Source organism: Streptomyces sp. NRRL S-1022, from assembly GCF_000720135.1.
Classification (GTDB): Bacteria; Actinomycetota; Actinomycetes; order Streptomycetales; family Streptomycetaceae; genus Streptomyces.
This window is the reverse complement of record NZ_JOIU01000005.1, coordinates 397,211-423,818: the sequence shown is the minus strand read 5'-3', so window position 1 is coordinate 423,818 and position 26,608 is coordinate 397,211. Positions and strand designations below refer to the sequence as shown.

General features: G+C 71.8%; 16 protein-coding genes and 2 pseudogenes. 14 read left to right on the top strand and 4 right to left on the bottom strand.

Translation table 11 applies throughout. From position 1 onward, the window contains the following. A partial coding sequence (locus IG05_RS0108040) for a type I polyketide synthase (protein ID WP_267883302.1) occupies window positions 1–8,712 on the bottom strand: 8,712 nt, incomplete at its 3' end. 462 nt (window positions 8,713–9,174) lie between these two features. Here IG05_RS0108040 and IG05_RS49100 point away from each other — a divergent pair. The 6 genes and pseudogenes from IG05_RS49100 to IG05_RS49095 form a co-directional block, all read left to right on the top strand. Next, window positions 9,175–9,415: pseudogene (locus tag IG05_RS49100) on the top strand (IS3 family transposase); the annotation flags it as partial. A gap of 127 nt (window positions 9,416–9,542) precedes the next feature. Beyond that, window positions 9,543–10,712 (top strand): cytochrome P450 family protein, encoded by a 1,170-nt coding sequence (locus IG05_RS0108030; protein WP_030340463.1) that lies wholly within the window; start codon window positions 9,543–9,545, stop codon window positions 10,710–10,712. A gap of 930 nt (window positions 10,713–11,642) precedes the next feature. Continuing rightward, on the top strand, window positions 11,643–12,071 hold the full coding sequence (locus IG05_RS0108025; RefSeq protein WP_030340461.1) for a hypothetical protein: 429 nt from the start codon (window positions 11,643–11,645) through the stop codon (window positions 12,069–12,071). 150 nt (window positions 12,072–12,221) lie between these two features. Then, the gene (locus IG05_RS0108020) at window positions 12,222–12,644 is read left to right on the top strand and encodes an SsgA family sporulation/cell division regulator (RefSeq protein ID WP_030340459.1); all 423 of its coding nucleotides are present in this window, start codon (window positions 12,222–12,224) and stop codon (window positions 12,642–12,644) included. Between the two features lie 41 nt (window positions 12,645–12,685). Continuing rightward, window positions 12,686–13,015 (top strand): NIPSNAP family protein, encoded by a 330-nt coding sequence (locus IG05_RS0108015; protein ID WP_030340458.1) that lies wholly within the window; start codon window positions 12,686–12,688, stop codon window positions 13,013–13,015. 427 nt (window positions 13,016–13,442) lie between these two features. After that, the gene (locus tag IG05_RS49095; protein ID WP_234335789.1) at window positions 13,443–13,583 is read left to right on the top strand and encodes a hypothetical protein; all 141 of its coding nucleotides are present in this window, start codon (window positions 13,443–13,445) and stop codon (window positions 13,581–13,583) included. Window positions 13,584–13,672: 89 nt separating this feature from the next. Here the strand turns inward: IG05_RS49095 and IG05_RS50525 are convergent. Together IG05_RS50525 and IG05_RS0108005 are read right to left on the bottom strand one after the other, a co-directional pair. Further along, window positions 13,673–13,786 (bottom strand): annotated as a pseudogene (locus IG05_RS50525) (hypothetical protein); the annotation flags it as partial. Window positions 13,787–13,965: 179 nt separating this feature from the next. Further along, complete coding sequence (locus tag IG05_RS0108005; RefSeq protein ID WP_234335788.1) at window positions 13,966–14,622, bottom strand: TetR/AcrR family transcriptional regulator; 657 nt, start codon at window positions 14,620–14,622, stop codon at window positions 13,966–13,968. Window positions 14,623–14,867: 245 nt separating this feature from the next. Between IG05_RS0108005 and IG05_RS0108000 the strand changes: the two genes are divergently transcribed. The 4 genes from IG05_RS0108000 (at window position 14,868) to IG05_RS49085 (ending at window position 20,057) form a co-directional block, all read left to right on the top strand. Continuing rightward, the gene (locus tag IG05_RS0108000; protein ID WP_030340454.1) at window positions 14,868–18,089 is read left to right on the top strand and encodes a bifunctional cytochrome P450/NADPH--P450 reductase; all 3,222 of its coding nucleotides are present in this window, start codon (window positions 14,868–14,870) and stop codon (window positions 18,087–18,089) included. Between the two features lie 160 nt (window positions 18,090–18,249). After that, on the top strand, window positions 18,250–19,296 hold the full coding sequence (locus IG05_RS0107995) for a zinc-binding dehydrogenase (RefSeq protein ID WP_030340453.1): 1,047 nt from the start codon (window positions 18,250–18,252) through the stop codon (window positions 19,294–19,296). Between the two features lie 108 nt (window positions 19,297–19,404). Then, window positions 19,405–19,596: a hypothetical protein gene (locus IG05_RS49090; protein ID WP_051789594.1), complete on the top strand. Its 192-nt coding sequence runs from the start codon at window positions 19,405–19,407 to the stop codon at window positions 19,594–19,596. Between the two features lie 86 nt (window positions 19,597–19,682). After that, the gene (locus IG05_RS49085; protein ID WP_234335787.1) at window positions 19,683–20,057 is read left to right on the top strand and encodes a hypothetical protein; all 375 of its coding nucleotides are present in this window, start codon (window positions 19,683–19,685) and stop codon (window positions 20,055–20,057) included. Here the strand turns inward: IG05_RS49085 and IG05_RS0107985 are convergent. Then, on the bottom strand, window positions 20,026–20,661 hold the full coding sequence (locus IG05_RS0107985) for a TetR/AcrR family transcriptional regulator (protein WP_030340451.1): 636 nt from the start codon (window positions 20,659–20,661) through the stop codon (window positions 20,026–20,028). The genes IG05_RS49085 and IG05_RS0107985 overlap by 32 nt on opposite strands. A gap of 138 nt (window positions 20,662–20,799) precedes the next feature. On the opposite strand from IG05_RS0107985, the gene IG05_RS0107980 reads away from it, so the two are divergent. Genes IG05_RS0107980 through IG05_RS0107965 form a run of 4 tightly spaced genes read left to right on the top strand, consistent with a single transcriptional unit; the run spans window position 20,800 to window position 26,529 of the window. Beyond that, window positions 20,800–21,945: a VOC family protein gene (locus tag IG05_RS0107980; RefSeq protein ID WP_030340449.1), complete on the top strand. Its 1,146-nt coding sequence runs from the start codon at window positions 20,800–20,802 to the stop codon at window positions 21,943–21,945. Further along, entirely contained in the window at window positions 21,942–22,880 is a 939-nt protein-coding gene (locus tag IG05_RS0107975; RefSeq protein ID WP_030340447.1) for a fumarylacetoacetate hydrolase family protein, read from the top strand. Before IG05_RS0107980 ends, IG05_RS0107975 begins: the two co-directional genes overlap by 4 nt. Then, a complete protein-coding gene (locus IG05_RS0107970) occupies window positions 22,877–24,499 on the top strand; it encodes a bifunctional 3-(3-hydroxy-phenyl)propionate/3-hydroxycinnamic acid hydroxylase (protein WP_030340446.1) in 1,623 nt (540 codons plus the stop codon). The genes IG05_RS0107975 and IG05_RS0107970 overlap by 4 nt, the downstream gene beginning before the upstream one ends. Then, window positions 24,496–26,529, top strand: a complete 2,034-nt coding sequence (locus IG05_RS0107965; protein WP_030340444.1) for an acetoacetate--CoA ligase — start codon at window positions 24,496–24,498, stop codon at window positions 26,527–26,529. Before IG05_RS0107970 ends, IG05_RS0107965 begins: the two co-directional genes overlap by 4 nt. Window positions 26,530–26,608 lie beyond the last annotated feature (79 nt).

Sequence of the window (26,608 nt, the reverse complement as noted above, 5' to 3'; positions counted from 1 at the left end):
CCGGTGCTCGAACACGGTGCGGGCAGCCAGGGCACCGCCGACCGCCGCCCGGGTCACCTCGGGATGCACGGCGGTGAAGGCGCCCAGCCTGCGCGCCTGCCCCCGCAACGCCACCTCGGACCTGGCCGACAGCGGCCAGAGGACCTGGTCGTCCGCGCGGCCCCGGGGGGAGGGTGCGGCGGAGTCGGCCTCGGCGGGCTGTTCGAGGATCACATGGGCGTTGGTGCCGCTGATGCCGAAGGCGGAGACGGCGGCCCGCCGTGGCCGCCCGGTCCCGGGCCAGGCGACCGGTTCGGTGAGCAGGCGGACCGCGCCGGAGGCCCAGTCGACGTGCGGGGTGGGCGCGTCCACGTGGAGCGTTCGCGGCAGTTCGCCGTGCCGCATCGCCATGACCATCTTGATCAGGCCGGCCGCGCCGGCCGCCGCCTGGGTGTGGCCGATGTTCGACTTCACCGACCCCAGCCACAACGGCTCCACCCGGTCCCGGCCATAGGTCGCCAGGAGTGCCTGGGCCTCGATGGGATCGCCGAGAGTGGTGCCGGTGCCGTGGGCTTCCACCGCGTCCACCTCGGACGGCTCCAGCCCGGCATGGGCGAGGGCCTGACGGATCACCCGCTCCTGGGACTGGCCGTTGGGCGCGGTCAGACCGTTGGAGGCACCGTCCTGGTTGGTGGCGGAGCCTCGGACGACCGCCAGCACCTCGTGGCCGTTGCGGCGGGCGTCGGACAGGCGTTCCAGCAGCAGCAGGCCCGCGCCCTCGGCCCAGCCCGCCCCGTCGGCCGCGGCGGCGAAGGACTTGCTGCGGCCGTCGGGCGCGCTCGCCCCCTGCCGGGACATCTCGGTGAACAGCGTGGGTGCCGCGTTGACGGTGACACCGCCGACCAGGGCCAAGGAGCATTCTCCCGAGCGCAGCGCCTGAGCGGCCAGGTGCAGGGCCACCAGGGACGACGAGCAGCCGGTGTCCAGGGACAGGGCCGGGCCGAGCAGGCCCAGCTGGTACGCCAGCCGGCCGGACCCCACGCTCGACGCGGTGCCGGTGACCTGGTAGCCCTCCAGGTCGTCGGGGACCGGCCCGGCGGCGTAGCCGGTGGACCAGATGCCGGTGAACACGCCGGTGGGTGTGCCCTCCAGCGTGGTCGGGTCGATACCGGCGTACTCGATGGTCTCCCACGCGGTCTCCAGCAGGATGCGCTGCTGCGGGTCCATGGCGAGCGCCTCGCGGGGCGATATCCCGAAGAACGCCGCGTCGAAGTCGCCGGCGGCGTCGAGGAAGCCGCCCTGGGACGTGCTCGACGTGCGGGGGCGGCTTCCCGTCGGGTCGTACAGGCGGTCGATGTCCCATCCCCGGTCGGCCGGGAAGTCGCCGACCGCGTCCACGCCGTCCGCGACCAGCCGCCACAGGTCCTCGGGGGTGCCGACGCCTCCGGGGTAACGGCAGCCCATGCCGATGACCGCGATCGGCTCGTCCGTCGCGGCCGGGGCGGGGGCCCGCGGCGCGTCCTGCTCACTGGACTCGCCGGACAGGTGGGCGGCCAGCCGCGCCGGGGTGGGGTGGTCGAAGACGAGGGTGGGGGGCAACCTCACCCCGAGCGCGGCGGTCAGGCGGTTGCGCAGTTCCACCGCGGTCAGCGAGTCGAAGCCCAGATCCTTGAACGCCTGCCGGGGGTCGAGCCGCTCGGGGGTGGCGTGTCCCAGCACCCCGGCGACGTGGGTGGTGATCAGCCCCAGCAGGTCGGTGCCGCCGGCGGGGGGCGCGGGTCGGGGGGCCTGCGGCCGGCTGTGGGCCTCGGGCAGGTCCCGCAGCAGCCGGCTCGGCCGCGCGTGGGTGTAGGCGCGGGCGAACTGTGCCCAGTCGGCCTCGGTGACGACCGCGAGGGTCTCGTCGTGGTCGAGGACGTCCTGCAGCGCGTCGAGTGCCCGGCCCGGGTCCAGTTCGCCGAGGCCGAGCAGGGTGCGCTGGCGCTGCACGGACTCCAGGGCCGCCATGCCGCCTTCGGCCCAGATGCCCCACGCGACGGAGGTCGTGGCGCGGCCCTGGGCGCGGTGCTGTGCGGCCAGGGCGTCGAGGAAGGCGTTGCCGGCGGCGTAGGCCGCGCCGTGGCCGTCGCCCCACACGCCCGCGGTGGAGGAGAACAGGACGAAGGCGTCGAGGTCCGGCAGGAGTTCCGCGAGGTTCGCCGCCCCGGCGACCTTGGCCGCGACGACCTCGGCGAACTCCGCCGGTGTCGTGTCGGCCAGCCTGGTCTCCCTGATCACGCCGGCGGTGTGGAAGACCGCGCGGATGTCGCCGACGCGCTCGACGAGGTCCCGCAGGGCGTCCCGGTCGGCCACGTCGCACGCCGCCACCGTCACCCGCGCCCCGGCTGCCTCCAGTTCGTCGCGCAGGCCGGCCGCGCCGGGTGCGTCGGGGCCGCGGCGGGCGGCCAGCACGATGTGCTCCGCGCCCTGCCGCGCGAGGCGGCGGGCCACATGTCCGCCGAGCGCGCCGGTGCCGCCGGTGACCAGCACCGTGCCCCGCGGCCGCCAGGGCCGCGCGGCCGGGCCCGATGAGGCCTTGCGGCGCAGCCGCTTGGCGAAGCGCCGGGTGCCGCGGATCGCCACCTGGTCCTCGCCCGTGCCGGCGAGCACGACGAGCAGCGCGTTCACGCTCTCCTCGTCGGGCACGGCGGGAAGGTCGACCAGGCCGCCCCAGCCGTGCGGGAACTCCAGCGCCGCTGACGCGCCGGTGCCCCACGCCATGGCCTGGGCGGGGCTGGTGACCGGGTCGGTGCCCGAGGTGCTCACGGCGCCGCTGGTCGCGCACCACAGCGGTACGGCCGGGGTCCGCACCGGGTCCAGGGTGCGGATCAGATCCAGGGTGCGGACCAGGCCCGCCGGGAGCACCGGGTGGTCGGGGTGCGGCTCCTCGTCCAGCGCCAGCAGCGACAGCACACCGTCCGGCCCGGGCCGGGGGTCCCGGGTGTCGGCCACGTCCCAGGTGTCGGCCACCGCGAAGCCCCGTTCGCGCAGGGCCTCGGCCCACGGGTGCCCGGTCGTGGCCAGGACGAGCCAGCGAGCCGGGTCCACCGGGGCCGCGGTACCGCTCGTCGGCGCCCATGCCACCTCGTACCGCCAGTCGTCACGGGGCACCGGTGGGGTCGCGGTCACCCAGTAGGGCTCACGCTGGAAGGCGTACGTGGGCAGGTCCGCCCTGGCTGCGGTGCGGGGCAGGACCGGAATCCAGTCGACGTCGGCTCCGGCGGCGTAGAGGCGTCCCGCCGCGGCGAGGAACTCGGTGAGGCCGCCGTGATCACGGCGCAGTGTCCCGGTGGCGGCGACATCCAGCGCGGGCACCAGCACCGGGTGCGGGCTGACCTCCAGGAACAGGTCGTGGCCGTCGGCGGTGAGCCGGGCGGTGGCCAGGTCGAACCGTACGGGCTCGCGCAGGTTGCGGTACCAGTAGCCGGCGTCGAGGGCGGAGGTGTCGACCCGCTCGCCGGTGACCGTGGAGTAGAAGGGGATCGCCGCCGAGTGGGGTGTGATGTCGGCCAGGTCGGTGAGCAGTTGCTCGCGGATCGCCTCGACCTGCGCGGAGTGGGCGGCGTAGTCGACGGGCAGGCGGCGGGCGCGGATGCCGTCGGCCTCGCAGGCGGCCAGCAGTTCGTCCAGCGCGTCGGGGCCGCCGGACACCACGACCGCCGCGGGCCCGTTCACCACGGCGGTGGTCAGCCGCTCGCCCCAGCGGGCCAGGTGGCCGGCGGCCTGTTCGGCGGACAGCGCGAGGGACACCATGCCGCCCCGGTCGGCGATGACGGCCAGTGCCCTGGACCGTAGCGCCACGACCTTGGCGGCGTCCCGCAGCGACAGCGCGCCGGCGACGTACGCGGCGGCGATCTCCGCCTGTGAGTGGCCGACCACGGCGTCCGGCCGCACGCCGTGGGACCGCCACAGGTCGGCCAGCGCCACCATGACGGCGAACAGGGCCGGCTGCACCACGTCGACGCGGTCCAGCGAGCCGTGGCGCAGTTCGTCGACCAGCGACCAGTCGGTGTACGGGGCCAGGGCGGCGGCGCAGGCGTCGATGCCGGCACGGAAGACCTCGGACTGCTCGTACAGGTCACGGCCCATGCCCGCCCACTGCGCCCCCTGTCCGGGGAAGACGAACACGGTCCCGCCGGTACGGGCCGGCAGTCCCGGCGGGAGCGCGGCCAGGCCGGACAGCAGGTCGTCCCGGTCGGCGCCGACCACCGCGGCCCGGTGCTCGAACCGGGTGCGGGCGGCCAGTGCCCGGCTGATCACGCCGGCCGGCGCGTCGGGATGGGCGGTCGCGTACGCGTGCAGCCGCTCGGCCTGGGCGCGCAGCGCGGTGTCGGTCTTGGCGGACAGCAGCCAGACGGTGGGGGCGGTCCGGCCGGCGGGTTCGGGAAGGTGGCCGGGGTCCGGGTCGGGGGACTGCTCGATGATCAGGTGGGCGTTGGTGCCGCTGATGCCGAAGGCCGAGACGCCGGCGCGGCGCAGGTGCTCGTGCTCCGGCCACGGCCGGGCCTCGGTGAGCAGCCGGACGCGGCCTGAGGCCCAGTCGACGTGCGGGGTGGGGGCGTCTGTGTGCAGGGTTCGCGGCAGTTCGCCGTGCCGCATCGCCATGACCATCTTGATCAGGCCCGCGACGCCGGCGGCGGCCTGGGTGTGGCCGATGTTGGACTTCACCGACCCCAGCCACAACGGCTCGTCCCGGTCCTGACCGTAGGCGGCCAGCAGGGCGTGGGCCTCGATGGGGTCGCCGAGGGTGGTGCCGGTGCCGTGGGCCTCGACGGCGTCCACGTCGGACGGCTCCAGCCCGGCGTTCGCCAGCGCTTGGCGGATGACGCGTTCCTGGGAGGGGCCGTTGGGCGCGGTCAGGCCGTTGGACGCGCCGTCCTGGTTGACCGCGCTTCCCGCGACGACCGCCAGCACCCGGTGGCCGTTGCGGCGGGCGTCCGACAGGCGTTCCAGCAGCACCAGGCCGGCGCCCTCGGCCCAGCTGGTGCCGTCGGCCGCGGCGGCGAAGGGCTTGCTGCGGCCGTCCGCCGCGAGGCCGTGCTGGCGGGAGAACTCGGTGAAGCCCAGCGGTGTCGCCATGATCGTGACACCGCCGGCGAGCGCCAGCGAGCACTCGCCCGCGCGCAGGGCCTGGGCGGCCAGGTGGACGGCGACCAGGGACGACGAGCAGGCGGTGTCCACGGACAGCGCCGGACCGCGCAGCCCGAGGTGGTAGGCGACCCGGCCGGACGTGACGCTGGTCGCAACGCCGGTGAACAGGTAACCCTCCAGGTCCTCCGGCAGGCCCGGCCCGGTCGCGTAGCCGGACGACCAGACGCCGGTGAACACACCGGTGTGGCTGCCGCGCAGCGAGGCCGGGTCGATCCCGGCGTGCTCGAAGGTCTCCCAGGCCGTCTCCAGCACGAGCCGCTGCTGCGGGTCCATGGCGAGCGCCTCACGGGGCGAGATGCCGAAGAACGGTGCGTCGAAGCCGGCCACCGCCTCAAGGAACCCGCCCCGGGTGGTGTACGTGGTGCCCGCGCCGCGCAGTTCCGGGTCGTACAGGCCGCCCAGGTCCCAGCCGCGGTCGTCCGGGAAGTCGCCGATCGCGTCCCCGCCCTCCGCGACGAGCCGCCACAGGTCGTCCGGCGAGGCCACCCCGCCGGGGAAGCGGCAGCCCATCCCCACGATGACGACCGGGTCGTCGTGGGCGGCCGGGGCGGCGGGGGCCGGCCGGTCGCCGGGGCCGGTGCGCAGCCATGCGATCAGCTCCGCTGGCGTCGGGTGGTCGAAGACGAGACCGGAGGGCAGTTGCCGGTCCAGGGCGCCGGCCAGGCGGTTGCGCAGTTCGAGCCCGGTGACCGAGTCGAAGCCGAGGTCCTTGAAGGTGAGCGCGGGATCGATGTCAGCGGGGTCCTCGTGGCCCAGCACGAGCGCGATCTGCGCGGTGACCACGGCGGCCGCGTCGACCGTGTCGCCCGGCCCTGGGTCGCCGTTGCCCGACCCGGGGTCGCCCGTGTCCGTGCCGCCCGCCCCGGTGTCGCGGGTCTCCGGGCCGCCGTCCGGCCGGCCGGGCGCGGCGGTCTCCGCTGCGTGCGTCCCCGGGCCGGCCGCGGGCCGTCCGCTCTGCCCGGCTGTCGCTTCGGGCAGCCAGTACGAGCGACGCTGGAAGGCGTACGTGGGCAGGTCGACCGGCGCGGCCTCGGCGACGGCCGGGGACCAGTCGACCGGCACGCCGGCCACGAACAGCCGGGACAGCGCGGTCAGGAAGACGTCCGGCCCGCCCCGGTCACGGCCCAGCGTGCCGGTGACGACACCGGGCACGCCGGTCCGCCCGCGGGCCTGTTCCATGGTCTGTTCGAGGGCGGGCAGCAGCACCGGATGCGGGCTGACCTCGACCACGACGTCGTGCCCGTCCGTAAGCAGCGCGGCGGTGGCCAGGTCGAAGCGGACCGGCTCGCGCAGGTTGCGGTACCAGTAGCCGGCGTCGAGCTCCGTGGTGTCGTCGAGGAGGCCGCCGGTGACCGCGGAGTAGTACGGGATGGTGCCCTGCCGCGGCCGCACACCGTCCAGTTCGGTGTGCAGCCGCTCGCGGATCGCCTCGATGTGCGCGGAATGGGAGGCGTAGTCCACCGGGACGACGCGTGCGCGGACGCCGTCCGCCGCGCAGGACTCGACCAGTTCGGACAGGGCCTGCGTGTCACCGGACACCACGACCGAGCCGGTGGCGTTGACCACGGCGACCGTCAGCGCGCCGCCCCAGCGCGACACGTAGTCCTCGGCCCGCTCGGCGGACATGGCCACGGAGACCATGCCGCCCCGGCCGGTCAGCGCCACCAGCGCGCGGCTGCGCAGTGCCACGATCCGGGCCGCGTCGGACAGCGACAGCGCGCCCGCGACGTATGCCGCGGCGATCTCGCCCTGCGAGTGCCCGACCACCGCGTCGGGCTCGACACCGAAGGAGCGCCACAGTGCCGCCAGGGACACCATCACCGCGAACAGGGCGGGCTGCACGATGTCCACGCGGTCGAGCGGGGCGCCGTCGAGGACATCGGCCAGGGACCAGTCGGTGTAGGGGGCCAGGGCCTGGGCGCACTCGTCCATGGCGGTCCGGAAGACGGGGTACGCGGCGTACAGCTCCCGGCCCATGCCGACCCACTGCGCGCCCTGGCCGGGGAACACGAAGACGGTACGGCCCGGGGTGCCGGCCCGCCCGGCTGCGACCTGGGCGGAGTCGAGCAGGACCGCGCGGTGCGCGAAGCGGGTTCTGGTGGTGGCCAGCGCGTGCGCGACCTCGGCGCCGGTCAGGTCCGGGTGGCTGCGCACGTGTGCGCGCAGGCGCTCGATCTGTGCTCGTAGCGCCTGCTTGGTCCGCGCCGTGACGATCCACGGCGCCGGCCGGACCCCGGGGGCGGGCCGCCGGGCCGGCGGCGCGACCGCGTCGGGCGCCTGCTCGACGATCACGTGGGCGTTGGTGCCGCCCATGCCGAACGACGACACGCCGGCGAGCAGGGGCGCGTCCGGCCGCGGCCAGGGGGTCAGAGCGGTCTGGACCCGCAGCCCCAGTACGTCGAGAGGGATGCCGGGGTTGGGGGTTTCGTAGTTCAGGCTCGGCGGCAGTGCGCGGTGGTACACGCTGAGGACGGCCTTGAGCAGACCGACGATGCCCGCGGCGCCTTCCAGATGGCCGACGTTCGTCTTGGCGGATCCGACCCGCAGGGCGCTGTCGGCGTTGCCCTCGGCGTCGCCGGACTCGGCCGGGTCGCGGTAGGCCGCCGCGAGGGCTGCGGCCTCGATGGGGTCGCCGACAGCGGTGCCGGTGCCGTGCAGCTCCACGTACTGCACGTCCGCGGGACGTACGCCGGCGCGGGCCAGTGCCTCGCGGACGACCTGTTCCTGGGCCTGCGCGCTGGGGACGGTCAGGCTCCGTGTGGCGCCGTCGTTGTTGACCGCGCTGCCCCGGATGACACCGTAGACGCGGTCCCCGTCGGCCAGGGCCCGGTCCAGCGGTTTCAGGACGAGGAAGGCGCCGCCCTCGCCGCGGACGAAGCCGTTGGCCCGGGCGTCGAAGGTGAAGCAGCGGTCGTCCGGGGACAGCCCGCCGAACTCCGCCGCTCCCTCCTCGCGGGCGGCGCTCAGGTTGAGGTTCACCCCGCCGGCCAGGGCGAGCGCCGACTCGCCGCGGCGCAGGCTCTCGACCGCCAGATGCACCGCGACCAGCGCCGACGACTGGGCCGTGTCGACCGTCATGCTCGGTCCGCGCACACCGAGGAAGTGCGAGACGCGGTTGGCGATGACGCCCCGGTTGGTGCCGGTCAGCGTGTGCGGCGTGATGTGACCGGGGTAGGCCAGGGACGTGTAGTCCTCCCACATCGAGCCGACGAACACCCCCGTCGGGCCGCCCGTCAGCGTGCTCGGCACGATCCGGGCGTCCTCCAGGGCCTCCCAGGCGAGTTCGAGCATGAGCCGCTGCTGCGGGTCCATGCCGGCGGCCTCGCGGGGGGACACACCGAAGAACGCCGCGTCGAAGCCGTCCACCCGGTCCAGGTAGCCGCCGTGCCGTACGCCCTGCCGGCCCACGGGCGGCGCGGTGATCGCGTCGGCCCCGTCGCGCAGCAGTCGCCAGAACGTCTCCGGATCCGGGGCTTTCGGTAACCTGCCCGCCATTCCGATGACAGCGACACGATCAGCGTTCGAGTCCAAGGGGAAGCGCATCACATCGACACCTCGTGAGCCGGGGAATGAAGGGAGGCGGGGTGTTTCCGTAGCGGTCCCGATGGTGTGGCTCCGGTCGCGCAAGCGGCCGGATTATCGAGCGCGCGGTCAGTCCGGCGACCCGGTCGTATCCGGACTCGGCGGCGCTTCGGGTGCCTGGGTCGGTGGAGCGGTCCTCGAAAGCGACAGCGTTGGCGATCTTTGAGGAAGATGCACTGGTGAGCTGAGCGTTAGGGGCCGAGGCGATGATCAATCCGCCGCGCAGACGAGCATGGCAGCAACATCACGCCATCGCCATAGGCCAAGCGAAGGCTGTCTGAAACGCAGCACATCACAACGTCACATGCCTGCATGACAAAGGCATCGTGGCGAAATCCCTCCCGTGCCCCGTGAAACACGTCGTTGTTCACGGACGTCCCGTCGCAGTGACCGCCGGCGGACCTGCCGGCGAATCCGCCGGTGCGGTCACGGAAGTTCGTCCACGCCCTGCACCGCCACGACCGGGCCGGGTTCACGGGCACCGTCGACGCCGCCGGTGACAACGCCCTAGAATCCCATTCGCACTCGCGCAGAAGAACGTCCTCGACCGTCATCCGGCCACCCGGAGAACCTCCGCACGGCGATCACCACCCGGATCGAGCGAACCGACCACCGGCGCCGCCGACAGCTCCGGCTGAACCGTTTGACCCCCATCGACTTCGAGACGACCGCGAAGCGCAACCGCCGCCGGCGGCATAACACCCAGCTGTCACCGATCCGTACACCGGTCCCGGCCGTTCGCGCCCTGCACCCGGTGCGCGGCCCTGGTGACATACAGCCAGGAGCCAGCAATGCAGGCCACGTTCCCCCTCACCACACCACACCACCTCGACAACGAGCCGGAAGCCGAGGCTCTGCTCGCGCAGGCGCCGGTCGTCCTCGCGACGATGGGCACGGCAGACGTCTGGCTCGCCCTTTCCTACAAAGCGGTGCGCCAGGTTCTGAGCGACAGCCGGTTCAGCCGGGAGGCGGCCACGCTTCCGGGCGCCCCGCTGAAACTGTCCGTAGCCGCCGACCCGTTACTGGTCTCCAGCCTGGACGGCGAGCGCCACGCCCGCCTGCGCAAGCTGATGTCGCAGGCGTTCAGCCCACGCATGGTCGATCAGCTGGAGCCACGCGTGCAGTCCATCGTGGACTCCTTGCTCGACTCCCTCCAGCCAACCGCGGATCTCGTGGCAGGTCTCTGTGCTCCACTGCCGTTGATGGTCATCTGTGAGCTGCTCGGCGTGCCCTACTCCGAGGCGGAGGCCATCCGTACGTGGACCAGGCGGCTGTTCGTCACGAACATCACTCCGAACGAACTGCGGGCCGCACAGAGCGAGATGCAGGCCTGGCTCGCCGATCTGGTGCGTCACAAGCGTGCGCGGCCGGACAACGGGTTGATCTCGGCGATGGTCGCCGCCAACGACGAGGGCGACCATCTCACCGAACCCGAACTGCTGGCCAACCTTGAGGGCCTGCTGATCGCCGGCCACGAGACGACTGTCAACCAGCTGGGCAACTCGTTGCTGACCCTGCTGCGCCACCCGGACCAACTCGCGCTGCTGCGGTCGTCACCGGACCTGATCGGACCGGCGGTCGACGAACTACTGCGCTACAGCAGGCTCTTCACCTCGGCCGAGGTCCGGGTCACGACCGAGCCCGTCGAACTGGAGGGCGTCAAGGTGGGGGCGGGTGAACCGGTGTTGCCGGTCATCGTCGCGGCCAACCGCGACCCCGGTGTGTACCCGGATCCCGGCCGCTTCGACATCACGCGCGAAGGACCGGCGGCGCACCTCGCCTTCGGGCACGGGCCGCACTTCTGCCTGGGCGCGATATTGGCCCGCCGGGAGATGCGGGTGGCGATCGGGTCCGTGGTGAAACGGTATCCGGGACTGAGCCTCGCCGTTGACGAGTCCGAGCTCACCTACGTGCCGGAACTGGTCTTCCGCGGCCTGCAGGCGTTGCCGGTCACTTGGTGATCCGTAGTCTCTGAACCAGCTCTGTTCCGACTTCGGAGTGATGGACGGGCTCACACCGCGATGCGGCCGACGACGTGTCGCGGTGGCCGGAAGGTCCGGGCCACCAGCCAGTGGACAGCCTCGACGGATTGGGTGTCCGAGTTCAACGAGCGCAGTCAGGACCAAGTCGGCACGGGACGGGTAAGTCGGCATGGCGGCCGCACGCATAGCCGCCCCCGAAACTATGGTGCCCCACCATATGTGCCCCTGGCCTGCGTCTTCCTACCGTGTGCCGACACGTACCCGTCCCCACCGCACACGGGGAAGTGGCGCACACGGCCTCCGGAACCACCGCTCCCCCACCCCCCGCCGGCCTCCCCGGGATCGTCGCCGCCAGCCTCATCGGGACCGCCATCGAGTGGTACGACAACTGCTCGCCACTCTGGTGAGCGCTGCCCTTGTGCGCGCACAGCAGCAGGCCACGACGACACCCGCCCCCGTGCCGCCGAGCTGGCCAGCCGGCGAGCAGGCCGCGGTCGACTACAGAGGGGACCTGCTTCTGCAGCACCTGGTGGCCCGAGAGGAGCCCGGACTCCACCAGCCGCTCTCCATGCGTGAGACCCCACAGGCTTGGACAGGGTGCCGCCGGATGCCCGCCCAAGGGCGTGGGACACGTTCGGTGACCATGGCCTCGATCCCTCGTCCGCGGCTGAGGCGATCTGCGAGCCAGTGAAGCCACCGATCACTTCGGGACTCCTCCGACCGCCGTACGGCCGTTCGGCCAACCTCGGTTGTCTTCGTCACTTCGACATTTCCATACGTCGTATGGTAGCAATGAAGCACAGTTTCCGTACGTCGTATGGAACTGCTCGCTCGGACCACGTCAGGCGACACACATCGCCTGACAGAACCCGCCATTGACGAAGATCACGCCACTGAGAAGGAAAGATCATGAAGAAGCTCACGAAGCGCATCGCCCTCACCGTCTCCTCCGTTGCGGTCGCCGGTGCCGCCGTCCTCGGTGCCGGGGGCGCCGCGTCGGCAGCGTCCCTCGCATCCACGCACGTCCAGCGCCCGAACGACGGAGCCGGGACCGCTGCTTACAGCTGGGACCACGGTGTCGGCTACCTGCTGGAGCGGGGCTACTCATGCGACGAGACCCGTGGCTGGCACCAGGTCCACGGCACCGATGCGACCCGGCACGACTGCGAGGGTCTCTACTACCGCGATGGGCACTTCTACCGCAGTGGGCACGTGGACCGCCGGGACGGCGAGGGTTACGGCTGGACGTCCCACAGGTCCTACCGGCACGACGGAAACAGCTACGAGTACGACGGCTCGGGCAGGCACCACCGCGATGTGAGCCGCGACGACCGGTGAGACGGGTACCTGGGGCGTGAGCCCACAACTTCGTGCGGTGCGCCGGTGCCGTCCAGCACACGCGCCCCTTGTACCGCCTCCGCCCGCACCGCCTCCTTGTCACACGCCGGATGTGAGACGCCACCGAGCCACACCCAGGAGTGGAAGTCGATGAAGAAGTCCTTGAAGGCCGTAGAACGGCGGGTGGCAGTGCACCTGGTCGTCTCGCAAGCCTGCTCACTGCCCCTCTGCGTACGTCTGCGGTATGAGCCCACTGATCCCTATGTCGTCCGAGCCGTTTTCTTCATCGACTGTGACGAGCCGGTCGAATGGGTCCTGGGACGTGACCTTCTGGCTGATGGCCTGAAGGGCTCCGCAGGTCATGCTGACGTCCGGATCTGGCCGGCCGCAGGGCGGGGTGACGAGTCGGTCTACATCGCCCTGGGGTCTTCCGCAGGCACGGCCTTGCTCAAGGTCCCCGTGCAGGACATCACGTCCTTCCTTCAGGACACCCAGGCTCTGGTGCCACGGGGTGCCGAGTCCGGACACATCGACTGGGATGCCGAACTGGCACACCTGCTCCCTCGCGACTGACCCCCGAACCATCCATGCTCTGAAGTAAAGGAACCAGCGTCATGTCCCAGTACCAGCTCCGCGTCTACACCCTGCACAGCCCCGACGCGCTCTGCGCCTACGAGAAGATCTGGGCCCAGCACATTCCTGGTATGGCCAAGCACCGGATCACCACACACGGCGTCTGGACGGTGCCCGCGGCCCCCGGAAACGAGACTTCCCGGCTCTACGCCCTCGTTTCCTACAGGGACACCGACGACGTGCGGGAGCGGCTGGAGGCATACCTGTCGAGTCCCGAATTCCGCGCGGACATGGAGGGCTTCGACATCAGCCGGATCGTCGGCCTCGACGAGACCCTGCTGACGCCCACCGTGGACTCACCCTTGCGCTGACGGTCGGCCCGCGACGAGTGACCGGCCCACGAGGGCCGGCATGGAGCGTGCGCCACTCGGCGATGCGCGCCCGCCGCTCGGCAGCGGCCATGGACGAAGTCGGCGCGGTCGGTGGTGACGGCCGGTCCGTCGGCCGAGCGGCGGCCGCGCAGGACGTGGTCACTGCAGCTTCGGACACGGTGAACGGCTCGACGGACGGCGCTCACGACGGCGATGAGATCGGGCACCCGCCCAGCGGCAGCGCACCGCGCAACGGCAGTTTCCCCATGGCCGACCGACGAGATGCGGCTCGCGGGGTGACGCAGGTACGGAGCGTGCTCAGCGGACCGGATGACGGGTTCGCTGACGCTCGCGCCGCCGTGACTGCGCCACCTGACGGGCAGGGCGGTGACGGTCAGCCGGTCGTGGACGGGAGGGATCCGCCGGCGTGGGGCAGGTGGTGCGGCCGGTGCAGATGGCGCGAGGGGGCGCGTTCGATGATCAGGAGAGCGGCGTCGTCGGTGAGCTGCTCACCGGTGTGCTCAAGCAGGTCGCGGTGAAGGTGGCGCAGCAGGGCGTCGGGGCTTGAGGCGGGGAAGCAGGCGGCCCTCTCGGTGAGCGGGTGAGCGGGGAGAAGGCTCCGGTCGGTGAGCGGGCTTCGATCACGCCGTCGGTGTAGCGCAGCAGCATGTCGCCCGGCTCCAGGCTGAACGGGCCGGTGCGGTCGTTGCGTACACAGAGGGCGCACAGGCCCAACGGTGGCGCGGGTCGTCGGGAGTTCGGCGCGGCCACCCGCCCTCCGCGGATCAGCGGGGGGCGGATGACCGCAGTGGGGCACCTCGGAAACGAGCGAGCCTGCCGCGGGAAACGATCTCTTTCGGCACCTGCGATCGGGTGCCCCCCTTCGCGCAGCGACCTGGGCTCGCCGGCCACGGACGAGCCCCGGACCGGAGCGCTCCAGGGCCACAGACTCAACGGCGGCCGCTGTCTCGGCCGTCACGACCGGCGGCGAGCCGGCCTTCCAGGCCCGTGATCAGCGTGTCCATCACGAGGCGGAACATATGGTCCTGGTCAGGGCCCGCAGGGACCACGTCCGCGGAGTAAGGCTCTGCTTCCCCGTCCCCGTCTTCGCCCTCGTCGAAGCCGGGGGGCTTGAGGGTCGACCACTGGTGGAGCGAGCCGTTGAGTTCGGCGGCGAGGACACCGATGACGACGGCGACCATCAGCGCGGCGACCTCCGAGACCTCTGACCGCGGAACCCCGGCAGCCGCCACGATCGCGGTGAGCGCGGTCCAGAACGGGTCGTCGGGCTGGATGAAGTCCGGCTGGTGGCTGAAGGAGTAGGCCATCAGTTCGGGGTGGCGGTGCGCCAGCGTCCGGAAGTCGGTGGCGAGCAGGCGGATCCGCTCCTGCCAGGGAGCGTCCTCAAGTGTCACCGTGCGGAACTGGGCGCCGACCATTCTCGTCACGCCGCGCAGCACGGCTTCCTTGTTTGGGACGTGGTGGTACAGCGACATCGGGTTCGCGTCGAGTGCGGTCGCGAGTTTGCGCATGGTGAGCGCGTCCACCCCGTCCTCGTCGATGAGCCGCAGGGCGGCGGCGTAGATCCCGGCCTCGGTCAGAGGCACGTCCCTCTTTCTCGTTCCCCGCGGGGGACGCCTCACCTTCTTTTCCATACCTCGTACGGTATCAGTTTCATACGACGTACGGAAATGGCCTGGATCACAGCGCCCACCTGGGCGGCCGGCCTTGCCTCACACTTCCATACGCCGTACGGTACTAGTTCCATACGGCGTATGTTTCCGTCCGGCGCCACGGCGTCGACCTGCGCAGCGCGCCCTTGCCCATCCCCCTCCACGCAGAGGAGCAAGCCATGACCACGCACTCCGCGAACGGCCTTCGCCCCATCAGGTCCCCGCGAGGGATCCCCCTCCTCGGCAACACGCCGCAGATCCCCGACACCAATCCGGTGGAGTACTTCGGTGAGCTGTCCAAGCAGTTCCCCGAAGGCATCTACGGCATGGACATCGCCGGCATCGAGCAGGTCTTCGTCTACGACCCTGACCTGGTGGCCGAGGTCTGCGACGAGACCCGGTTCTTCAAGCAGATCGACAAGACGCCGCTGCACCACGTCCGGGACTTCGCGGGAGCGGGCCTGTTCACCGCCCACCAGTACGAAGAGGAATGGGGCATGGCCCACCGGGTCCTGCTGCCGGCGTTCAGCCAGCGGGCCATGAAGGCGTACTTCGGGCAGATGCTGGAGATCGCCCAGAACCTGGCGGGCAAGTGGGAGCGCCGGGAGGGGCAGTCGGTCAACATCACCGACGACTACACCCGCCTGACGCTGGACACCATCGCCCTGTCGGGCTTCGGCTACCGGTTCAAGTCCTTCGACGAGGAGGAACTGCACCCCTTCCTCAACGCGCTGCTGGAGGCGCTGATCGAGTCGCTGCGGCGCTCCCAGGAGCTGCCGATGATGACGAGGCTCCGCAAGGCGGACGACCGGAAGTACCGCGAGAACATCCGGCTGATGCAGGACCTGGTCGAGAGCGTGATCAAGGAGCGGCGCGAGGGGAAGGGCACCGGTGAGGAGGACCTGCTGGGTCTGATGCTGGAGGCCACCGACCCGGAGACCGGCAAGCTGCTGGCCGATGACAATGTCCGTGACCAGGTGCTGACGTTCCTGATCGCCGGCCACGAGACCACCAGTGGTCTGCTGTCGTTCGCCACGTACTCGCTGATGCGCAACCCGCACGTCCTGGCCCAGGCGTATGCCGAGGTGGACCGGCTGATCCCCGGCGACACGGTCCCGGACTACGACACGATCATGCAGCTGGACGTCATTCCGCGAATCCTGGACGAGACCCTGCGCCTGTGGGCGCCGATCCCGGCGTTCGGCAAGGCTCCGCTGGAGGACACCGTCATCGGTGGCCGCTACCTCCTCAAGAAGGGCACCCGGGTCAACATCCTCGAAGGCCCCCTGCACACCCACCCCAAGGCATGGGACCGTCCCGAGGAGTTCGACATCGACCGGTGGCTGCCGGAGAACCGGGCGCAGCAGCACCCGCATGCCTACAAGCCGTTCGGCAACGGTGTGCGCGCCTGCATCGGCCGGCAGTTCGCACTCACCGAGGCCCGCCTGGCCCTGGCGCTGGTGCTGCAGAAGTTCAAGCTCTCGGACACCAGCGACTACAAGATGGACGTCCGCGAGGCGCTGACGCGCAAGCCCGGCAACTTCGAGCTGATCGTCCGCAGGCGTCAGGAACACGAGCGGACCGTCTTCGGGGCCGCGGACCTGCAGACCGGCGACACGCAGGCCCAGGCAGCGGTCAGCGGTGTCGGTGTGAACCTGACCGTCGCCTTCGGCTCCAGCCTCGGCTCCTGCGAGGACCTGGCCCGCACCATCGCCGACCGCGGTGAGCGCTCCGGCTTCGGCACCACCCTGGTGAGCCTGGACGAGCTGGGCGACAACCTGCCCACCGAGGGCCTGCTCGCCGTCGTCGCCGCCAGCTACAACGGCAAGGCCCCCGACAACGCCCAGCGCTTCGACGACCTGCTCGCCGCCGGGCTGCCCGAGGGTGCGCTGTCGAACGTGCGGTTCGCGCTGCTGGGCGCCGGCAACACCCAGTGGGTGGCCACCTACCAGGCATTTCCCAAGCGGATCGAGGAAGGCCTGCTGGCCGCCGGTGCCACCCCGGTCGTCGAGCGCGGCATCGCGGACGCCGCCGGTGACTTCGACGGCATGGCCACGCGCTGGATGGACACCCTGTGGGCCACCCTGGCCGAGGAGTACGCCGCCGACACTTCCCAGGCGAGCGGCCCGCGCTACCAGGTCCGGCTGCTCACCGAGTCCGACGTGCGCCCCGCCATCGTCTCCGAGCAGGCGTACCCGCTCACGGTGATGGCCAACGAGGAGCTGGTAGCGGACGCGACCGGCCTGTGGGACTTCGGCATCGAGCCGCCGCGCCCGGCCGCGAAGTCCATCACCTTCGAGCTGCCCGACGGCGTCACCTACGACACGGGCAACCACCTGGCCGTCTTCGCCAAGAACGAACTCGCCCTGGTGGAGCGCGCACTGAGGCGGCTCGGCGTCGAGTACGACCAGGTGCTCCGGCTCGACATGCCGACCGGTGGCCGCACGCACCTGCCGGTAGGCACCCCCGTAACCGCCGGAATCCTGCTCACCGAGTTCCTGGAGCTGCAGGACGTCGCCACCCGCTCCCAGATCCAGATCCTGGCCGAGCACACGGAGTGCCCCTGGACCCGGCCGCAGCTTCAGGCGTACACCGCCGACACCCAGGAGGCCGAGGAGCGCTACAGCAAGGAGATCCTCGGCAAGCGCATCTCGGTGCTGGGCCTGCTGGAGCACTTCCCCGCCGTCGAGCTGCCGCTGGAGGTGTTCCTGGAGATGACGGGCCCGATCCGTCCCCGCTTCTACTCCATCTCCTCCGCCCCGTCGGCCAACCCGCGTCACGTGCGGCTGACCGTCGGCCTGCTGGAGGGCCCGGCCCTGTCCGGCGACGGCCAGTACCGCGGCACCTGCTCCTCCTACATCGCGGGCCTCGCGCCCGGGGACGTCGTCTACGGCTACGTCCGCGTGCCCTCCCCGACGTTCGCCCCGTCCGCCGACCCGGCCACGCCGCTGATCCTCATCGGCCCCGGCACCGGCATCGCGCCGCTGCGCGGCTTCCTGGAGGAGCGGGCCTGGCAGCACGCGGGCGGCACGCAGGTCGGCCTGTCGCAGGTCTTCGTCGGCTGCCGCCACCCGGAGCACGACTACTTCTACCGCCAGGAGTTGCAGGACTGGGAGCAGGCCGGCATCGCGCAGATCCACACCGCCTTCTCCGCGGTGACCGGCCACCCGGCCCGGTTCGTGCAGAACGCCATCGCGAACGCCGCTGACACGGTGTGGCAGGCCATCCAGGACGGCGCGTACATCTACGTCTGCGGCGACGGCCGCCGTATGGCGCCGGCCGTCCGCGAGGCCCTCGCCGCCATCCACCGCCAGAAGACCGGCGGCGACGACGAGACCGCCCAGCAGTGGCTGGCCCAGCTCGAAGCGGACGAGCGCTACCAGCAGGACGTCTTCGCCTGACCGTCGCGCGCCGTCAAGGCGCGCTGCCCCCAGCCGCCGGGGAGCGTGCGGGGCGTCCTGCCTCCCCCGCACGCCTCCCGGCCCCACCAGCCCACGAGACACCCCATGGCACCCATGGCCCGAACCACCGGACCGTGCCGCTCACAGAAAGCAGATCACCATGGACACCATGCTCGCCGGACGCTTCCACCTCGACAGCAGGAAGTTCGCCGTGGAAGAGGTCCCGATCCCCGTGCCGGGCCCGGGCGAGGTCCTCATCGAGGTCAAGGCCGCCGGCGTCTGCCTCTCCGACGTCCACCTGCTCGACGGCTCCCTCGTCCCGCTGTTCGCCACCTCCGACACGATCACCGTCGGCCACGAGGTCTCCGGTGTGATCCACACGCTCGGCCCGGACCTCAAGCGCGGCCTGCCCGTCGGCACCCGCGTCACCCTGGAGGCCGGCAAGACCTGCGGCACGTGCGCCGGCTGCGTGCGCCGCCGACCCTGCACCCAGATGCTGACCGCCGGCATCGACTACGACGGCGGCTGGGCCGAGTACGTGGTCGTCCGCGAGGACACCCTCATCCCCATCCCGGACAGCCTCCCCTTCGACCAGGCCGCGATCATCCCCGACGCGGTCTCCACCCCCTACGCCGCCGTCGTCGCCACCGCGGGCGTCCGTGCCGCCCAGTCCGTCGGCGTCTGGGGCGTGGGCGGAGTCGGCGCGCACAACGTACGCGTCGCCCGCCTGGTCGGCGCCGCCCCGATCATCGCCGTAGACCCGCTGCCCAGCGCCCGCGAGCGCGCCCTCGCCTTCGGCGCGGACTACGCCCTGGACCCGGCGGCCCCCGACTTCGCCGACCAGGTCCGCGCGGCCACCGGCGGACGCGGCCTGGACTTCGCCTTCGACTGCGCCGGCGTCCCCGCCGTCCGCGACCAGGCCGCCTCGGTGCTCGGCCTGGGCGGCTCCCTGATCCTGGTGGGCATCACGCCGAGGCCGCTCACCATCACCGAGGGCCTGACCTTCAACTACCTGCAGAAGCAGGTGCGCGGCCACTACGGCGGCTTCCCCGAGTCCGTCTCCGAGCTCGTGCGGCTGACCGCGGCCGGCCGCCTCGACCTGGCCCCCTCCATCACCGACCACATCCCGCTCATGGACGCGGCCAACGCGGTCAGCCGCCTGGAGAACAAGATCGGCGACCCGATCCGCCTCATCCTCGTCCCCTGATGCCCGTCAGCAGGACGACAAGCCACCCTGGGCAGGGGTGAGTGGGCGCCGGTGCGTGAGGGAGCGCCGGCGCCCACGGCTTTCCGGCAACCGTGGGGAGACGGAACCATGCAGACGACCGACGCCCCGGGCCGCACTCCGCAGCGCAGGGATGCTCACTCCAACCGCCGACGCATCCTCGTGGCCGCCCGGCAGAAGCTGCGGGAGGACCCCGACGCGAGTCTCGACGGCATCGCTCAGGCGGCCGGCGTCGCCCGGCGCGCACCCTCTACGGCCACTTCCCCAGCCGCCAGGCGCTGATCGCCGAGCTGACGCGGGAAGCAGGCGATGAACTCCGGCAGGCGTTCACCGCAGCCCGTACGGCGGATGCCGACCCGGTCGAGGCGATGACACGGATGGTGCTGGCCGGATGGACGGTGGGCGACCACTACCGCATGCTCATCGCCCTGGGGCGCCGCCACCTGGGAGAGGACGAGATCCGCACCACCTTGGCACCGGCCCGAGAAGAGGCCGTGGCGGTCCTACGACGTGGTCAGCGCGAAGGCGTCTTCGCGGACCACCTTCCAGCGCCCGTCCTCGCCCAGGCGCTGGAGGCACTGATGCTGGCCCTCGCCGAGGAGAACGCCGAGTGCCCGTGGGCAGACCCCGCGGGTGAGACCGCGGCCACCGCGTTCCTCGTCGCCGCCGGCGTGGCACCGCAGGCGGCTGCGCTCCAGGTGCAGGACGTCGTCAGGCGGGATCGGGCAGCGGGCGCCGGGTGACCTCACGGGCTTCGTCCGCGGCGAGGCCGAGCATCCGCAGGACCATCTCGGCGAGGTCGGAGGCGGCCTCGTCGCCGTCGAGGCCCGGGCGGGCCAGCCTGAGAGCCACGAGGGACAGCAGGGTGCCCCCCAGGGCGGAGAGGGCGGTGGTCGCGTTGCCGCACGTGAAGCGCCCCGAGGCGATGCCGATCTCCAGGTCGCGCAGGGCACGCGGGGAGAGACCGCTGTCGGAGTGGATGTGGGCCAGACCGCGGTCGCGCAGGATCCGCAGGAGTTCCGGGTGGGAGTCGGCCATCCGGGCGGTGAGCCGGAAGCCGGCCGCGACCAGCTCGGCCGGGTCGTCGATGCCTTCCACACGCGCGTCGATGACCTGCCCGAACTCCTCCAGGGCATCCGTCACCGCGGCATCGAACAGCTCCGTCTTGGACTCGAAGTGGTTGTAGAAGGAGCCGAAACCCACATCGGCGCGCTCGGCGATGGCCTGGATGCTGACGCTGGTGTCCCCCGTCTCCGCGAGGATCTGCCGGGCCGCGCGGACGAGCGCCTGACGGGTCTCGGCGCGGCGCCGCTCGAAGCGGTTCTTGGGCGGGGCTGACGTCGGCATACGGACGAGTGTAACCGCCGCCACGATGACACTGCCATTACTGATGAGATCCTCAATTATTTGGGCTGCACCCATTGACGGAGGGAAACAGCAGAGTTGATGATTTCATCATTACAGCAGTGTTGCCTGGAGGACACCATGTCCCACATCCCCGTTGACAAGGGCGGTCCTCTGACGCCCCACCAAGACCTCCACAGTGAGCAGGGCGCCCTACGCGGCGAACACCCCGGACGATCACGCAACCCCGTGATCAAGGTCATGGACCTGGCCTGGCTGGAGTTCGAGAAGCCCGACCTGGACCGGGCCGAAGTGTTCGCCCGAGACTTCGGCTTCGCCATCGCCGCCCGCACCGATCACGAGTTGTGGCTGCGCGGCACGTTCGCAGGCTCCCCCTGCATGGTCATCCGGCGCGGGCGCGCCTCCCGCTTCCTCGGGCCGGCGTTCCGCGTGGCCGAGAGGGCCGATGTGGACCGGCTGGCCGCCGTCGTCGGACACACCGTCCGGGACATCGACGTCCCCGGCGGTGGCCGGTCCGTCACCCTGTTCGACCCCTCGGGCCTTCCGGTCCGGGTCGTGCACTGCGCCGAACCGCTGCCCGCGCTGCCCGAGCAGACACCGCTGGCCCTCAACACCGGCACGGGATCCCGTCGTACGAACGCCGCCCAGCGCCCGCCCCGCGAGCCGTCCCGCATCCAGCGCCTGGGTCATGTGGTGCTGGAGACGCGGACGTTCACCCGCACACTCGACTGGTACCTGGACACGCTCGGGATGATCGTGTCCGACTTCCTGTTCCTGGACGGGCAGCGCGGGCGCGGGCCGACCATGGCGTTCATCCGCTGCGACCAGGGCAGCCTGCCCGTGGACCACCACACTCTGGCTCTGCACCTGGGGCCTGGTACCGGTTACGTCCACTCCGCGTACCAGGTCACCGACCTCGACTCGATCGCCGCCGGCGGGGAGTACCTCGCCGAACGCGGCTACCAGCGCAGCTGGGGCATCGGCCGGCACATCCAGGGCAGCCAGCTCTTCGACTACTGGCGCGACCCCGACCGCTTCATGCTGGAGCACTTCGCCGACGGCGATCTTTTCTCCTCGGACCTCGAACCCGGATGGGCGCCGATGTCGGCGAGCGGCCTGGCCCAGTGGGGCCCGCCCGTCACCCGCGACTTCCTCGGCACCAACCCCTCCCCCGCCAAGCTCCGCGAGGTCGTGACGGCCCTGCGCGACGACAACGAACTCGACCCCGCACGCCTGCTGGGCCTGATGAAAGCGATGAGCTCATGAGCACCAACGTCCTGCGCACCCCCGACGGCTGGTGGGCCGTCCGGAACGAGCGCGCCGTCCGCATCGACACCAAGGCGGCCACCACCGCCGACCTGCTCGCCGACCGGGAGGCCGTCCGGGAGGCCGCCGCCTCCGGCGGGAGCGGCACACCCGTCGCCGACCTGGTGGCGCTGCCCCCGGTCACCACGCCCTGCCGGGTGGTGGCCCAAATGGTCAACTACCGCAGTCACGCCAAGGACTCCGGCTTCACCGGCGACATCCCGCCCGCCTTCTTCCGCAAGGCGTCCGGCTCGGTCAGCGGCCCGCACGAGACGATCGTCCGCCCCGCGCACGTGAAATTCCTCGACTACGAGGTGGAACTCGGCCTCGTCATGGGCGCACCCCTGCCCGTGGGGACTGTTGTCCAGGAGGCGGACCTGCCTTCGTATGTCGCCGGACTCGTCCTCACCGACGACGTCAGCGCCCGCGACGTCCAGCTGACCAAGACCCAGTTCTACGAGAGCAAGTCCTACCCGACGTTCACTCCGACCGGGCCGTACCTGGCCCTGCTGGAGCCCGAGGACTTCGCCCGTCTGATCGACCTGCGGCTGCGGCTGAACGTCAACGGCGTACCGCGCCAGGACCGCACCCTTGCCGACATGATCGTCCGGCCCGCGCAGGCGCTCACCCTGCTCGCCCGCTTCCAGACCCTCGACCCGGGCGACCTGCTGCTCACCGGCACACCCGGCGGCACGGCCCTCAAGGCCCCGCCCAAGCCGGTCGAGAAGATCGCCGCCCTGCTGCCGCCCGCACTGAAGTGGAAGGCGTTCTTCAACAGCCAGGCCAAGAATCCCCGGTACCTGCGCGACGGCGACCTCGTCACCGCCACCATCGCCACCCCCGACGGGCACATCGACCTGGGCGAGCAGCGGACCGCCGTGGTGGACGCGACGTGAGCGCCACAGCCCGGAGACCGGTAGTGATCATCGGCGCGGGGCCCGTCGGAGTCACGGCCTCGCTCCTCCTCGCCCGGCACGGCGTGCCCAGTCTGCTCCTCGAACGCCACCGGGACGTCTACCCCCTGCCGCGCGCCGTCGTCGTGGACGACGAGGCGCGCCGGATCCTCCAGGGTGTCGGCATCGACGAGGAGTTCGCCGCCCTCGCCCGACCCGCACGCGGGCTGCGGCTGCTGGACGCCCGGCACCGCGTGATCGCCGAATTTCCGCGATCCAGGCACGGCCATCACGGCTTCCCCCAGACCAGCATGTTCGACCAGCCGGACCTGGAGCGTCTGCTGCGCGACGCCCTGGCGCGCCGCCCGGAGTGCGAGCTGTGGGGCGGAGTGGAGGTCGTGTCCGTCAGCCAGGACACCGACGGGACGGCTCCGGTCCGGGTCACCTTCCGTCGCGACGGCAGCGACGAGGACGAGCACGTCTGGGCCGATGCCGTCCTCGGCTGCGACGGCGCCGGCAGCCTCATCCGCGACGCCATCGGCGCCGTGTGGGAGGACCTGCACTTCGAGGAGAGCTGGCGGGTCATCGACGTACGCACCAGCCGCCCGGTGCGGACCTGGGAGGGCGTAGACCAGATCTGCTGCCCCACACAGCCCGCCACCTTCATGCGTCTCGGCGAGGACCGCTACCGCTGGGAGTTCCGACTGCCCGCCGACGTGGACCTGGACGGACCGGACGGCCGGGAACGGCTGCGCGAGCTGGTCGCCCCCTGGGTGGACCTGCCGTCCGCCGCCTCCTGGAGCGACGGCTTCGAGGTGATCCGGCAGACGCGGTACACCTTCCGGGCCCGCCTCGCCGACCGGTGGCGCCGGGGCCGCGTCTTCCTGCTGGGCGACGCGGCCCACCTCACCCCGCCCTTCATCGGCCAGGGCCTGTGCGCGGGCCTGCGTGACGCCCGCAACCTCACCTGGAAGCTCGCCCGTGTTCTCCGGCAGGGCGCGGACGAAGGGCTGCTGGACACCTACGAGCGCGAGCGCAAACCGCACGCCCGCTATGTGATCCGGCTCGCGGTGGCCATCGGCTGGGCCATGACCGGTGGACAGGACCGCGCTGCGGCACTGCGCCGGGCCGTCGTCGGCGCGGCATGCCGACTCCCCGGGGTGACCTCGGCGGTGAGCCGCGACCTCAGCCCCGCGCTGACTCCCGGCCCCCTGGTACGGCGTCGCCCCGGGCTCATCAAACGCGGGCTGACCGGCACCTTCTGCCCGCAGCCCTGGGTGACCGTCGACGGCAGGCGGACACGCCTGGACGACGTCCTCGAAGACTCCTTCGCCCTCCTGACCGCTGTGCCGCCCACCCCGCACATGACTGCCGTGGCCACGGCACTCGACGCGCCCACGATCCACCTCGACGACCTGCACGACGACGGCACGCTGGCCGCCTGGCTGGCTCGCGGCCGGGCCGACGCCGTCCTGCTGCGCCCCGACCGCGTGGTGATGGACACCGTCCCCGCCGGGAGCGGCCACTTCCCGGACCCGGCCGTCTGGGCCTCCCTGCTGCACACGGCCCGCCCTGCCGCCGATGCCCGGCCCGTTCCCCTGCCGAGGAGCACCGCACCGTGACCACCCCGCACCCCACGCCGCATCCGGAACCGTTCCTGCCGCCCGACCCGAAGACGGCCGCCGGCAGCCGCATCGCGGACTTCGCCCGCTGGGCCGCCCGGCACCAGGGCGCCGCAGGGATCAAGGACCCCACCGACTACCAGGCCTTGCACCACTGGTCCGTCACCGACCTGGAAGGGTTCTGGGCGGCGGTGTGGGAGTACTTCGACATCGATGCCGCCACTCCGTATGAGCGGGTGCTGGCCGGGGAGACCATGCCGGGCACCCGCTGGTTCCCCGGCGCCACGCTCAACTACGCCCACCACGCCCTGCGCAACCTGCACCCGGACGCACCCGCGATCACCGCGCTGGACGAGACCGGAGCCGCCTACGAGATCACGGGCCGGCAGCTCCGCGCCCGGGTCGCCTCCGTCGCCGCCGCCCTGCGCGACCTCGGCGTGGGCCCGGGCGACCGGGTGGTCGGCTACCTGCCCAACACCCCACACGCCGTCATCGCCTTCCTCGCCACCGCCAGCCTCGGCGCGGTGTGGTCGGTATGCGGCCAGGACTACTCCCCCAAGGCCGCCGCCGACCGCTTCGCCCAGCTCGAACCCGCGGTGCTCATCACCGCGGACGGCTACCTCTTCGACGCCACCCGGCACGACCGCCGTGCCGCCTCACTCGAACTGGCCGCCGCCCTTCCCACGCTCAAGGCCACAGTGCTCGTGGACCACCTCGGCCTCGCCCGGCCCAAGACCCCGTACACCAGCCTCACCGTTTCCTGGGACGACGCCGCCGGCCGCACCGAGTACCTCGGCCGCACGCCGGTTCCGTTCGACCACCCCCTGTGGATCGTCTTCTCCTCCGGCACCACCGGTCAGCCCAAGGGCATCGTCCACGGGCACGGCGGCGTCCTGCTGGAGCACCTCAAGATCCTCGGTCTGCACTCCGACCTGGGTGTCGGGGACCGCCTGCTGTGGTACACCACCACGCACTGGATGATGTGGAACCTGGTCGTCTCCACCCTGCTGACCGGCGCCACCACCTGCACCTACGACGGCAGCCCCGCGCCGGTGGCGCGCCCGGACATCCTGTGGGAGCTGGCGGCCCGCCACGAGGTGACCGTCTTCGGCACCAGCCCCCAGTACCTGCTGGCCATGGCCAAGCTGGCCATCGAACCGTCCGCCCATGACCTGTCGGCCATCCGGGCCATCGGCTGCACCGGCTCCGCCCTGCCCGCCTCCGCCTATCCCTGGGTCCGCGACCACGTGGGCGCCGGTATCCAGCTGGCTTCCACCAGCGGCGGCACCGACGTCGTCTCCGCCTTCGCCGGCAGCGCCCCCACCACCCCGGTGTGGGCGGGTGAGCTGTCGGCCCCCAACCTCGGCGTGGCGCTCGCGGCGTACGACGGCTCGGGACGGCCGGTCGTCGACCAGGTCGGCGAACTGGTCGTCACCCGCCCGATGCCGTCCATGCCGCTCCACTTCTGGAACGACCCCGACGGCAGCCGCTACCGCGACGCCTACTTCACCGCCTACCCGGGGGTGTGGCGGCACGGCGACTGGGTGACCCACACCTCCCACGGCTCGGTGATCGTCCACGGCCGCTCCGACGCCACCCTCAACCGCAACGGCGTACGCCTGGGCAGCGCCGACATCCACGACATCGTCGAACGCCTCCCCGAGATCACCGAGGCCCTCGTCATCGGCGCGGAGGAATCCGACGGCGGCTACTGGATGCCTCTGTTCGTCGTCCCCGCGCCCGGTGTCACGCTGGACGACGCCCTGCGCGAGAAGATCCGCGACGCCATCCGCACCGGCGCCTCACCCCGCCATGTCCCCGACGAGGTCCTCGCCGTGCCGGCCATCCCGCACACCAGAACCGGCAAGAAACTAGAAGTCCCCGTCAAACGCCTCCTCCAGGGCGCACCCCCCGAGCAGGTCCTCAGCCCCTCGGCGGTCGACGACCCGGACCTCATCGCCTACTTCGCCGGCCTGGGCGCCGAACGCCGCCGGCAACGTCACCCGCACACCGTCAAGGACACTGCATGACCCTTTCCACCGCCCTGACCTCTCTCATCGTGCTGATCTTCGCCCTGCCGTGCTGATCTTCGCCCTGCTGGGCGTGGCC

What these genes read in the sequence shown, in the direction of transcription:
- IG05_RS0108030 (WP_030340463.1), top strand. Translation starts at nt 9,543, where the DNA reads ATGCAGGCCACGTTCCCCCTCACCACACCACACCACCTCGACAACGAG.
- IG05_RS0108025 (WP_030340461.1), top strand. Translation starts at nt 11,643, where the DNA reads ATGAAGAAGCTCACGAAGCGCATCGCCCTCACCGTCTCCTCCGTTGCG.
- IG05_RS0108020 (WP_030340459.1), top strand. Translation starts at nt 12,222, where the DNA reads ATGAAGAAGTCCTTGAAGGCCGTAGAACGGCGGGTGGCAGTGCACCTG.
- IG05_RS0108015 (WP_030340458.1), top strand. Translation starts at nt 12,686, where the DNA reads ATGTCCCAGTACCAGCTCCGCGTCTACACCCTGCACAGCCCCGACGCG.
- IG05_RS0108000 (WP_030340454.1), top strand. Translation starts at nt 14,868, where the DNA reads ATGACCACGCACTCCGCGAACGGCCTTCGCCCCATCAGGTCCCCGCGA.
- IG05_RS0107995 (WP_030340453.1), top strand. Translation starts at nt 18,250, where the DNA reads ATGGACACCATGCTCGCCGGACGCTTCCACCTCGACAGCAGGAAGTTC.
- IG05_RS49090 (WP_051789594.1), top strand. Translation starts at nt 19,405, where the DNA reads ATGCAGACGACCGACGCCCCGGGCCGCACTCCGCAGCGCAGGGATGCT.
- IG05_RS49085 (WP_234335787.1), top strand. Translation starts at nt 19,683, where the DNA reads ATGACACGGATGGTGCTGGCCGGATGGACGGTGGGCGACCACTACCGC.
- IG05_RS0107985 (WP_030340451.1), bottom strand. Translation starts at nt 20,661, where the DNA reads ATGCCGACGTCAGCCCCGCCCAAGAACCGCTTCGAGCGGCGCCGCGCC.
- IG05_RS0107980 (WP_030340449.1), top strand. Translation starts at nt 20,800, where the DNA reads ATGTCCCACATCCCCGTTGACAAGGGCGGTCCTCTGACGCCCCACCAA.
- IG05_RS0107975 (WP_030340447.1), top strand. Translation starts at nt 21,942, where the DNA reads ATGAGCACCAACGTCCTGCGCACCCCCGACGGCTGGTGGGCCGTCCGG.